Genomic DNA, 11784 nt, shown 5'->3' on the forward strand with positions numbered 1-11784 from the left:
GGTCGGGTGGTGCTCGGCGCGGCCGCGGCGCTGGCCGACGCGCCGCCCGCCGACGCGGTCTTCCTCGGCCGCCTCGACGACGGCAGGCACGTCTGGGCGGTGCGCGGCGAGTTGGAGCCGCCCGCGGGTGACGAACCGGTGGAGGTGCTCGACCTGCGTCGCGCGGGGCACATCTTCGACGACGTCAGCGCCCAGCTCGTCTCGACCGCCACCGCGCTGCTCAACTGGCACGACAGCGCCCGCTTCAGTCCGGTCGACGGCGCCCCGACCCGGCCCATCAAGGCCGGCTGGGGCCGGTCGAATCCGCTGACCGGCCACGAGGAGTTCCCGCGCATCGACCCGGCGGTGATCTGCCTGGTGCACGACGGCCACGACCGCGCGGTGCTGGCCCGCCAGACGGTGTGGCCGGAACGGTTGTTCTCCATCCTCGCCGGCTTCGTCGAGGCGGGCGAGTCGTTCGAGGCGTGTGTGGTCCGCGAGATCGCCGAGGAGGTCGGGCTGACGGTCACCGACGTCGAGTACCTGGGCAGCCAGCCGTGGCCGTTCCCGCGCTCGCTGATGGTGGGCTTCCACGCGATCGGCGACCCCGAGCAGGAGTTCTCCTACAACGACGGGGAGATCGCCGAGGCGGGGTGGTTCACCCGGGCCGAGATCCGCGACGCACTCGAGCACGGGGACTGGAACAGCCGCTCGCCGTCACGGCTGCTGCTGCCCGGCTCGATCTCGATCGCCAGGGAGATCATCGAGTCCTGGGCGGCCCAGGACTGACGTCCGCGAGCAGACGCACATTGCGCGCCTCGCCCCGCGTGTCGGGGCACTTCGCGACTGCTCGCCGTCGGTTATCCGGCCAGTTTGGCCTTGACGTCCTTGATGCTCGGGTTCGTCAGCGTCGAACCGTCGGGGAACTTGACCGTGGGCACGACGTGGTTCCCGCCGTTCACTGAGCCGACGAACTCGGCGGCGGCCGGATCGGCCTCGATGTCGACCTCGCTCCAGGAGATCCCCTCGGACCTCAGGGCGGTCTTGAGCCGCGAGCAGTACCCACACCACGTGGTGGTGTACATGGTCAACGTGGCGGTATCGGAAGCAGTCATAACGGATTCAACCTAACCGATGCGCCGAACATGCCCGGCACTGCGCCGGGCTTTTGTCACACCGCCCTGTCAAGATGGACCGCATGTCGGTAGAGGCCCGCTCGTCGCTCGAGCCGCTGCTCACCGACCTCGACGACGAGCAGCGCGAAGCCGTGCTCGCTCCCCGCGGCCCGGTGTGCGTACTGGCAGGCGCCGGCACGGGCAAGACGAGGACCATCACCCGGCGCATCGCCTACCTGGTGGCCGCCGGCCACGTGGCGCCGGGCCAGGTGCTGGCCGTGACGTTCACCTCACGGGCGGCCGGCGAGATGCGCGCCCGGTTGCGCGCACTGGATCAGGACTCCGACGCCAGCACCGCCCCGGTGCAGGCGATGACGTTCCACGCCGCGGCGCGCCGCCAGCTGCAGTACTTCTGGCCCCGGGTGGTCGGCGACACCGGCTGGCGGCTGCTGGACAGCAAGTTCTCGGTGGTGGCGCAGTCGGCGAACCGGGCCGGGATGCAGTCCTCCACCGACGACGTGCGCGACCTCGCCGGTGAGATCGAATGGGCGAAGGCGTCGCTGATCAGCCCGGAGGGCTACGCCGCCGCCGTCGCCGAGATCGGCCGCGACATCCCGTTCGATGCCGCCCGCATCGCCGCGGTGTACGCCGGCTACGAGGCGCTCAAGGCACGCAACGACGACGCCGCGCTGCTCGACTTCGACGACCTGCTGCTGCACACCGCTGCCGCGATCGAGAACGACGCGGCGGTCGCCCAGGAGTTCCGGGACCGCTACCGCTGTTTCGTGGTCGACGAGTACCAGGACGTCACGCCGCTGCAGCAGCGGGTGCTCGACGCCTGGCTCGGTTCCCGCGACGACGTCACCGTGGTCGGCGACGCCAACCAGACCATCTACTCGTTCACCGGCGCCACCCCCCGCTACCTTCTCGACTTCTCCCGGCGGCACCCCGAGGCCGCGGTCGTGCGCCTCGAACGCGACTACCGGTCAACCCCGCAGGTGGTGTCGCTGGCCAACCGGGTGATCGCCGGTGCGCGCGGGCGCATCGCGGGCAGCAAGCTGCACCTGGTCGGGCAGCGGCCACCCGGCCCCGAGCCGACGTTCTCCGAGCATCCCGACGAGGTCGCCGAGGCGACCGCCGTCGCCAAGGCCATCGCCCGGCTCATCGAGTCCGGCACCTCCCCGGCGGAGATCGCGGTGCTGTACCGCATCAACGCCCAGTCGGAGGTCTACGAGGAGGCGCTCACCGAGGCCGGTGTGGCCTTCCAGGTGCGCGGCGGCGAGGGCTTCTTCAGCCGCCAGGAGATCCGTCAGGCCCTGCTGGCACTGCAGCGCGCCGCGGAGCGGACCGAGGACGACGGGGCCGGCGCCGGGCTCGGCGAGGTGGTGCGCGACCTGCTCGAACCACTCGGGCTGACGGCCGAGGCGCCCGCGGGCGTCCGGGCGCGCGAACGCTGGGAGGCGCTCGCCGCGCTGGCCGAACTGGTCGACGAAGAGGTGGCGCTGCGGCCGCATCTGGACCTGCGCGCCCTGGTCGTCGAGCTGCGTCAGCGCGCCGACTCCCGGCATCCGCCGGTGGTGCAGGGCGTCACGCTGGCGTCGCTGCACGCCGCCAAGGGGCTGGAGTGGGACGCTGTCTTCCTGGTCGGGCTCGCCGACGGCACGCTGCCGATCTCGCACGCCCTGACCCACGGCCCCGACAGTGAACCCGTCGAGGAGGAACGCCGCCTGCTCTACGTGGGCATCACCAGGGCGCGCGTGCACCTCGCCCTGAGCTGGGCGCTGGCCCGCGCACCGGGCGGCAGGCAGGGCAGGCGGCCGTCGCGGTTCCTCAACGGCCTCGCACCGCAGGCCTCGTCGGACACCGCTCCCGGTCGGCCCCGTCGCCAGAAGGGCGCAACGCCACGATGCCGGGTCTGCAACGGCGCGCTGACCACTCCACCGGCGATCATGTTGCGCCGCTGCGAGTCCTGTCCGTCCGACCTCGACGAGGAACTGCTCGGGCGGCTCAAGGAGTGGCGGCTGCAGACGTCCAAGGAGCTGAAAGTCCCCGCCTACGTGGTCTTCACCGACAACACGTTGATCGCCATCGCCGAGACGCTGCCCACCGATGACGCCGCGCTGGTGGCGATTCCGGGCATCGGTGCACGCAAGTTGGAGCAGTACGGGCCCGACGTGCTGGCCCTGGTGCGCGAGAGGGGCTGAAGGCGGCCAGGAATCGCAAAGATTCCGCCAAAAGCGCAGGTAGAAAATAGGTTGTGCGGCTGCGCTGTTAGGCTTAGCCTCGAATCACACGTTGGGCGACGAGTCGGAAGGAGGGTGCCCGGATCATGATCAGCAACACGAACGCGTTTGTCGGTGTAGGCGTTGCCGGCATGTCGCGGACCCTCTATGTCGTCGCCGGCACCTGCGCCGGGGCGGCGTATCACGCGTCCGCGGCAGCCGCCGCCGCTATTGCGGCGTGGCCTGCCGCCGCCATTCCGGCGCCGCGCAAGCGCCGCGCCGCCACCGCGACTCGTCCGTCCGTGAATCGGGGCACCACCTAGGTACGCCTTCGACACGCCACATGGCCACGGACCCGCAGTCACCGGATCCGTGGCCAGAGTTTTTTCGGAGATGATCCGAGCACCTGGTCCCAGATCCATCAGAAATCAGATGGCCGAGGAATCAACGACCAGGAAGCAGGAATCAACTGATGTCGCAGGGTATGTGCCTCGAGCGGAAGCTGCCGGCAGTGCCATGTCATCTCAACGACCCCGACATGTGGTTCGCCGAGAGTCCGGCTGACCTCGAACGGGCCAAGGCACTGTGCGCCGACTGCCCGATCCGGCGCGAGTGCCTGAACGCCGCGCTGGAACGGCAGGAGCCGTGGGGCGTGTGGGGCGGGGAGATCCTCGACCGTGGCACCGTCGTCGCGCGCAAGCGGCCGCGTGGGCGTCCGCGCAAGAACACCGAGGGAAACCCGGCGGCGGCCTAGTGCCGCCGCCGGGCGCCCCGGACAGTCATGCTGCGTCGGCGAATCCCGGAACCAGCTCCGTCGCAATGGCTTTGACGGGCACATGGGCGTCGAGCTGACACGAGATCGCCACCGATGAGGCGATCACCCGCATCGGGATGGCGAGCTTGGCGGGGATGTCCATCTGCCTGGCCGTCTTGATCTGGGCAACCGACTTGTCCAGCTGCACGGCGGTCATCTTCTGCAGCCACCTGCGGGTGAAGTGGAAGGTCCCGGCCTGCAGCGGTTCCACGTACTGCCGCAGCATGTCGTCGACGTCCTGGACCGACACCTTCTCGCCGGGCTGGATGAATCCGATCTTCTCCATGGTGGCGATCAGGTTGTCGTAGTCGTCGTCCAACGCGAACCGCATGATCTGGCCCAGCTCGACGGGCAGCCCGCCGGGCAGGGGAGCGACGGCGCCGAAGTCGATGACACCCATCCGTCCGTTCGGCAGCAGCATGAAGTTCCCGGGGTGGGCGTCGCCGTGCATCATGTCCAGCCGTTGCGGCGCGCTGTAGGTCAGCTCCGCCAGCCGGGTGCCCATCAGGTCGCGCTCCTCGGTGCTGCCCTCGCGGATGATCTGCGACATCGGGATGCCGTCGATCCATTCGGCGATCAGCACCTTCGGCGCGCTGGCGACGATGCGGGGGATGACGAACTTCGGGTCGTCCTCGTAGGCCTTGGCGAAGGCGCGCTGGTTGTCGGCTTCGAGCCGGTAGTCCAGTTCCATCTCGGTGCGCTCGATGAGCTCGTCGACCACACCGTCGACGTCGGCGCCGGGAGCGAGCTGCTTGAGCACGCTGGTCATCCGCTGCATCGTCTTCAGGTCGGCGCGCAGCGCCTCGTCGGCGCCGGGGTACTGGATCTTGACGGCCACCTCGCGGCCGTCGGCCCACACGGCCTTGTGCACCTGGCCGATGCTGGCCGAGGCGACGGGCTGGTCGTCGAACGAGGTGAACCGCTGGCGCCACTTGGTGCCGAGCTGGCCGTCGAGCACCCGGTGCACTTTGGCCGCGGGCAGCGGCGGGGCCTCCCGTTGCAGCTTGGTCAGCGCCTCGCGGTAGGGCTTGCCGTACTGCTCGGGGATGGCGGCCTCCATGACGGAGAGCGCCTGGCCGACCTTCATCGCTCCGCCCTTGAGGTCACCGAGCACGGTGAACAGCTGCTGGGCGGCCTTGTCCATCAGTTCGGCGTTGACCTCATCGCGCGACTTGCCGGTCAGCCGCTTGCCGAAACCGAGTGCGGCCCGGCCCGCCATGCCGACGGGCAGGCTCGCGAGCTTCGCATTACGGGCGGCGCGCCCGCGTTTGATGTCAGCCACCAGTCCATCATCCACGACTCAGCGCAGCGGCTCGTCACCAACTGGCAACAATCGTTTTCAGCAGGTGCAGTGCGGATGACGCGACCACCGCCGGGCCACGATGGAGTGCCGCCGGACGTCGAACTCGAGGGTGGTGTCGAGGGTCGGGGGCGGATCGGCTGGCCGCCGCGCATCCCCGGATTCGCGGACCGCCCGGATCACCCGGTCCACCTGATCGAGGGCGAGCGCCGCGGTGGCCAGCAGCGTCGCCCGGTCCGCGCAGCCGACGGTGCCGCGCAGCTGCGCCGCCACGGCCGGCCAGGCCGAATCCCGGTCGCTGCGATGCAGGTCGGCACACCCCAGGCAGCTGGTGCGGCCGGGGATCACCAGCGGCCCGATCATGCCGGCGCCGTCGCGGATGTGCACTGGAAGATGTGGCATCGCCGCGGCGTGCAACTGCTGCACGACGCGCGGTTCGGTCACCAGGTAGTCCGACAGCACCACCAGATCCGTCGAATCCGGCGTGACCTCGGCGTGGGACAGCCTGCTCTGGAACACCCGGGCGCCGGAACACCGCAGGCCGCTGCTCAGCAGGTCCGACAGCGGGCCGCGCCCGTGGATGCGGATCGCCGCGGTGCGGGTTCGGTGGCTGCGCGACACCGTGCGCGCCACCGTGACGACGCCGGCGTCGACCAGCGCGGCCAGCAGATCGTCCAGTGCCGCGGCATCGCGAAGGCCGGCTTCGGCGGCGGCGGTGCGCAGGTCGTCGGGCGTGATGCCGGCATGCATGCCGCGCAGCAGGCCGGTCAGCGCGGTGGGGGTGACGCCGTCGGGCGGGCGGACCAGCAGGGCGCGCCGCGGGTCCCACCCGATCTGCACGTCACCGTCGGGCCGCAGCAGCACCGGCATCGACGGATCCAGCGCATAGCGCGTCATGCGATGACTGTGCCACGGCCGGCCGGCGCCACCGCGGGTTATCCACAGGGCCCGGGCGCCGCGGAAAGGGACGTTCTAGCCGGCCCCGTCCTTCTCGCCCTCGTCCTTCTTGTCGTTCTTCTCGAACTCGGCGATGACGTCCTCGATACCGCTGGTGTCGCCGCCGAGGACGCGGTCGATGAATCCGGCGGGCTCGTCGAGGTCGGCGGCGTCGGGCAGCAGGTCGGGGTGCTGCCACACGCCATCGCGCGCGTCGGCGCCGACCGCGTCGGTGAGCCGCTCCCACAGCACGGCGGCCTCACGCAGCTTGCGCGGCCGCAGTTCCAGCCCGACCAGGGTGGCGAAGGTCTGCTCGGCGGGTCCGCCGGTGGCGCGGCGGCGGCGCAGCGTCTCCGACAGCGCCGAGGTTCCGGGGATGCGGTCGCCGAGCGCGGCGATGACGACGGTCTGCACCCAGCCCTCGACCAGGGCCAGCAGCGTCTCCAGCCGTTCCAGCGCGGCGACCTGTTCCGGGGTGGCCTTCGGCTCGAAGATGCCCTGGTTGAGCAGCTGCTCCATCTCCGAGGGATCGCTCAGCGAGGCGGGGTTGAAACCGCGCGCCAGGTCCTCGATGCCGCTCATGTCGACCTTCATGCCGCGGGCGAACGCCTCGACGGCGCCGAGCAGCTGCGACGACAGCCACGGCACGTGGCTGAACAGCCGGTGGTGCGCCGCCTCGCGCGCGGCGAGGAACGTCAGGATCTCGCTGCGGGGCAGTTCGAGCCCCTCCGACAGCGCCTCGACCGCCTCCGGCATCAGCGCGGCCACTCCCTTGGGCCCGAGCGGGAGCCCGATGTCGGTGGAGGTCAACACTTCTCGCGACAGCTTGCCCAGCGCCTGGCCGAGCTGCGAGCCGAAGGCCATGCCACCCATCTGCGACATCATCGCCAGCAGCGGGCCGGCCATGCTCTTGGCCTCTTCGGGCAGCGCCGACGCCCACACCGTGGAGATCTGCTCGGCCACCGGGTCGCACAGCCGCTTCCACGTCTGCAGGGTGTTGTCCAGCCAGTCCGAGGGCGTCCAGGCCACCGCCCGGGTGGTGCCGGCAGGCAACGGTGTGGCGCCGTCGAGCCACGTCTCGGCCAACCGGACCGCGTCGGCGATCGCCGAACTGGTCTTCTCCGGCACCGGTGCGACGAAGCCGATCGAACTCGACGCGATCTGACGGGCCAGGTCGTAGTTGACCGGACCGGCCTGCCCGCCGGGCGTCATGGCGCCGGCGCCGCTGAACATCTCACCGAGCTTGCTGAAGATCTGCCCGAGCTCGGACATGTCGAAGCCGGCTCCGCCCTGCCCGAAACCGGGGCCGAACGGATTCGACGGCCCGCCCGCGCCGGATCCCGGGTCGGGGTCCTTCTTGCGGTCACGTTCGGGGTCGTCTCCAGAGTTGAACCCGAAGGGCAGGTCAGCCATGCCGTCAACGGTACTCACCATGGGCGGCCCGTGCGGGTGCGCGGGTCACGCTGTGAGTGAACCGCGCACCGGGCCTCTACTGTGGGCGGCGTGAACAGGCGGGTATTGACGCTGCTGGTCGCGCTGGTGCCGATCCTTGCGTTCGGGGTGCTGCTGTCGGTGACGACGGTGCCGTACGTGTCGCTGGGCCCGGGACCGACGTTCGACACCCTCGGCGAGGTCGACGGCAAGCAGGTCGTGGACATCGAGGGCCCCGGCGCCGACGTGCACCCCACGTCCGGGCATCTGAACATGACCACCGTGTCGCAGCGCGACGGCCTGACCCTCGGCCAGGCGCTGGCGCTGTGGACGTCGGGCCGCGAGCAGTTGGTGCCCCGCGACCTGGTGTATCCGCCCGACAAGTCGAAGGACGAGATCGACGAGGCGAACAGCACCGACTTCCGGCGATCGGAGGACAACGCCGAGTACGCCGCGCTGGCCTACCTGAAGTACCCGAAGGCGGTCACCGTCGAGTCGGTCACCGACCCCGGGCCGTCCGCGGGCAAGCTGCAGCCGGGTGACGCCATTGACGCGGTCAACGGCAAACCCGTCGCCACCCTCGACGAGTTCCAGGGCATCGTGAAGGCCACCCGGCCCGGTGACGCGATCACGGTCGACTTCCGCCGCAAGAACGCCGACGACGGCGAGACCACGATCACGCTGGGCAAGCACCCCGACGGCGGGCAGGGCTTCCTGGGCGTCGGCGTGCTCGACGCGCCGTGGGCGGATTTCTCCATCGACTTCAACCTGGCGAACATCGGCGGTCCGTCGGCGGGCCTGATGTTCAGCCTGGCCGTTGTCGACAAGCTGACCACCGGTGACCTCAACGACGGCAGGTTCGTCGCGGGCACCGGCACCATCACCGCGGACGGCGAGGTCGGCGGGATCGGGGGCATCACGCACAAGATGCTGGCGGCCAGGGAGGCCGGCGCCACAGTGTTCCTGGTGCCCGCCGACAACTGCGCCGAGGCCAAGACCGATCCGCAGGACGGCCTCGAGTTGGTCAAGGCGGAGAATCTCACGCAGACGGTCGACGCGTTGAAGACGCTTTCCGCTGGTGGCGAACCGCCCCGCTGCTAGGTCACCGCACCGGTGAGGGGTGCGTAGAGTTGGTGCCACGTCGACAGACGTGCCTTCGATGGACTTCCCCAGAACTGGAGTGACGAGTGGGTATGCGGCCCGCGGCGAGGATGCCGAAGCTGACGCGACGTAGCCGTTTTCTGATCGGGATCGCACTCGCGGTCGTCGTTCTGTTGCTGATCGGGCCCCGCCTGATCGACGGCTATGTCAACTGGCTGTGGTTCGGCGAACTCGGCTACCGCTCGGTGTTCACCACCGTGCTGCTGACGCGTCTGCTGATCTTCGTGGTGGTGACGCTGGTGATCGGCGCCATCGTCTTTGCGGGCCTGGCGCTGGCATACCGCAGCCGTCCGGTGTTCGTGCCGACGATCGGGCCCAACGATCCGGTCGCCCGCTACCGCACCACCGTGATGAGCCGGTTGCGGTTGTTCGGCCTCGGCATCCCGGCGTTCATCGGCATCCTGTCCGGCTTCGTCGCGCAGAGCTACTGGGTGCGCATCCAGCTGTTCCTGCACGGCGGCAGCTTTGGTGTCACCGACCCGCAGTTCGGCCTGGACCTGGGTTTCTACGCCTTCGATCTGCCGTTCTACCGCCTGGTGCTGAGCTTCCTGTTCGTCGCCGTCTTCCTGGCGTTCGTCGCCAACCTGCTGGGCCACTACCTGTTCGGCGGCATCCGGCTGGCCGGGCGCAGCGGTGCGCTGAGCCGGTCGGCGCGCATCCAGCTCGTGACGCTGGTGGGTGTGCTGATCCTGCTCAAGGCGGCGGCCTACTGGCTGGACCGCTACGAGCTGCTGGTGCACACCCGCGGCGGCAAGCCGTTCACCGGCGCCGGCTACACCGACATCAACGCGGTGCTGCCGGCCAAGCTGATCCTGCTGGCGATCGCGCTGATCTGTGCGGCCGCGGTGTTCTCCGCGATCGTGCTGCGCGACCTGCGCATCCCGGCGATCGGTGTGGTGCTGCTCCTGCTGTCGTCGCTGGTGGTCGGCGCAGGCTGGCCCTTGGTGGTCGAGCAGTTCAGCGTCAAACCCAATGCGGCGCAGAAGGAGAGCGAATACATCAGCCGCAGTATCGCGGCCACCAGGGAGGCCTACGGGCTGACCGACGACGTGGTCAGCTACCGCGACTACCCGGGCAACGTCGCCGCGACGGCCCAGCAGGTCGCCGCGGACCGCGCCACCACGTCGAACATCCGGTTGCTCGACCCCAACATCGTCGCGCCTGCGTTCACCCAGTTCCAGCAGGGCAAGAACTTCTACTACTTCCCCGACCAGCTGTCGATCGACCGCTACGTCGCTCGTGACGGCAATCTGCGCGATTACGTGGTCGCCGCCCGCGAGCTCAACCCCGACCGGCTGATCGACAACCAGCGCGACTGGATCAACCGGCACACCGTCTTCACGCACGGCAACGGCTTCATCGCCTCACCTGCCAACGTCGTGCGCGGTGTCGCCGAGGACCCGAACCAGAACGGCGGGTACCCGGAGTTCCTGGCCAGCGTCGTGGGCCCCAACGGCACCGTCGACCGGCCCGGCCCGGCGCCGCTTGACCAGCCGCGCGTCTACTTCGGGCCGGTCATCGCCAACACCCCCGCGGACTACGCGATCGTCGGCGAGAACGGCACACCGCGCGAATACGACTACGAGAACAACGTCGAGACCAAGAACTACACCTACACCGGCAGCGGCGGCGTCGAGATCGGCAACTGGCTGACGCGCAGCGTCTTCGCCGCCAAGTACGCCGAGCGGAACTTCTTGTTCTCCAACGTGATCGGGGAGAACAGCAAGATCCTGTTCAACCGCGATCCGGCCGAGCGGGTGGAGGCGGTGGCGCCGTGGCTGACCACCGACACCAGCGTGTACCCGGCCATCGTGAACAAGCGCATGGTGTGGATCATCGACGGCTACACCACGCTGGACAACTACCCGTACTCGGAACTGACCACGTTGTCCTCGGCGACCGCCGACTCCAACGAGGTGGCCGTCAACCGGCTCGCGCCGGACAAGCAGGTGTCCTACATCCGCAACTCGGTGAAGGCCACGGTCGACGCCTACGACGGCACCGTCACCCTGTACGCCCAGGATGAGCAGGATCCGGTGCTTCAGGCCTGGATGAAGGTGTTCCCCGACACCATCAAGCCCAAGAGCGAGATCTCGCCCGAGCTGCAGGCGCACCTGCGCTACCCCGAGGACCTGTTCAAGGTGCAGCGCGCCCTGCTGGCCAAGTACCACGTGGACGACCCGGTGACGTTCTTCTCGACATCGGACTTCTGGGACGTGCCGCTGGATCCGAACCCGACGGCGAGCAGCTTCCAGCCGCCGTACTACATCGTCGCCAAAGACCTGGCCCGCGAGGACAATTCGTCGTCGTTCCAGCTGACGAGCGCGATGAACCGGTTCCGGCGCGACTTCCTCGCGGCCTACATCAGCGCGAGCTCCGACCCGGACACGTACGGCAAGCTGACGGTGCTGACTATCCCCGGACAGGTCAACGGCCCCAAGCTGGCGAACAACGCGATCACCACCGACACCGCGGTCTCGCAGGATCTCGGTGTGATCGGCCGCGACAACCAGAACCGCATCCGGTGGGGCAACCTGCTGACGCTGCCCGTGGGCAACGGCGGGCTGCTCTACGTCGAACCGGTGTACGCCTCGCCCGGGGCCAGCGATGCGGCGTCGTCGTACCCGCGGTTGATCCGCGTGGCGATGTTCTACAACGACAAGGTCGGCTACGGGCCGACGGTGCGTGACGCGCTCACCGACCTGTTCGGTCCGGGCGCGGACGCGACCGCGCAGGGACCGGCGCCCACGGCTCCGCCCAACGGGCGTCCAGCCGCCGCGACACCCGACGGGCAGCCTGCGACGCCGCCGCCGGCCAACCAGGCCG

General features: G+C 69.6%; 10 protein-coding genes. 6 read left to right on the top strand and 4 right to left on the bottom strand.

Annotation, left to right across the window (positions count from 1 at the left end; genetic code table 11):
• Positions 1-768: NAD(+) diphosphatase (nudC, locus tag H7I41_RS15840; protein WP_264013558.1), on the top strand; the 768-nt coding region annotated here is incomplete at its 5' end.
• A 71-nt stretch (positions 769-839) separates the two neighbouring features.
• On the opposite strand, the gene mrx1 is transcribed toward nudC, so the two are convergent.
• Positions 840-1094, bottom strand: a complete 255-nt coding sequence (mrx1, locus tag H7I41_RS15845; RefSeq protein ID WP_264013559.1) for a mycoredoxin Mrx1 — start codon at positions 1092-1094, stop codon at positions 840-842.
• A gap of 74 nt (positions 1095-1168) precedes the next feature.
• Between mrx1 and H7I41_RS15850 the strand changes: the two genes are divergently transcribed.
• From H7I41_RS15850 to H7I41_RS15860, 3 genes are all read left to right on the top strand, one after another.
• A complete protein-coding gene (locus tag H7I41_RS15850) occupies positions 1169-3298 on the top strand; it encodes an ATP-dependent DNA helicase UvrD2 (RefSeq protein ID WP_302471758.1) in 2130 nt (709 codons plus the stop codon).
• Between the two features lie 125 nt (positions 3299-3423).
• A complete protein-coding gene (locus H7I41_RS15855; protein WP_264013561.1) occupies positions 3424-3639 on the top strand; it encodes a hypothetical protein in 216 nt (71 codons plus the stop codon).
• 149 nt (positions 3640-3788) lie between these two features.
• A complete protein-coding gene (locus tag H7I41_RS15860) occupies positions 3789-4070 on the top strand; it encodes a WhiB family transcriptional regulator (RefSeq protein WP_264013562.1) in 282 nt (93 codons plus the stop codon).
• 25 nt (positions 4071-4095) lie between these two features.
• Here H7I41_RS15860 and H7I41_RS15865 read toward each other — a convergent pair whose 3' ends face one another.
• The 3 genes from H7I41_RS15865 to H7I41_RS15875 all read right to left on the bottom strand — a co-directional run bounded on the left by H7I41_RS15865 (position 4096) and on the right by H7I41_RS15875 (position 7779).
• On the bottom strand, positions 4096-5427 hold the full coding sequence (locus tag H7I41_RS15865; RefSeq protein ID WP_264013563.1) for a macrolide-binding ATPase MABP-1: 1332 nt from the start codon (positions 5425-5427) through the stop codon (positions 4096-4098).
• Positions 5428-5469: 42 nt separating this feature from the next.
• On the bottom strand, positions 5470-6327 hold the full coding sequence (locus H7I41_RS15870; protein ID WP_264013564.1) for a cyclodehydratase: 858 nt from the start codon (positions 6325-6327) through the stop codon (positions 5470-5472).
• A 75-nt stretch (positions 6328-6402) separates the two neighbouring features.
• Positions 6403-7779, bottom strand: coding sequence for a zinc-dependent metalloprotease (locus H7I41_RS15875; RefSeq protein ID WP_264013565.1), 1377 nt, complete (start codon positions 7777-7779; stop codon positions 6403-6405).
• A gap of 90 nt (positions 7780-7869) precedes the next feature.
• Here H7I41_RS15875 and H7I41_RS15880 point away from each other — a divergent pair, with 90 nt between their 5' ends.
• Together H7I41_RS15880 and H7I41_RS15885 are read left to right on the top strand one after the other, a co-directional pair.
• Positions 7870-8898, top strand: a complete 1029-nt coding sequence (locus H7I41_RS15880) for a YlbL family protein (protein ID WP_264013566.1) — start codon at positions 7870-7872, stop codon at positions 8896-8898.
• Between the two features lie 86 nt (positions 8899-8984).
• Positions 8985-11784 (top strand): UPF0182 family protein (locus H7I41_RS15885; RefSeq protein WP_264013567.1); only part of this gene is annotated, 2800 nt, incomplete at its 3' end.

The organism is [Mycobacterium] manitobense, assembly GCF_025821665.1.
GTDB classification, from domain to species: domain Bacteria; phylum Actinomycetota; class Actinomycetes; order Mycobacteriales; family Mycobacteriaceae; genus Mycobacterium; species Mycobacterium arseniciresistens.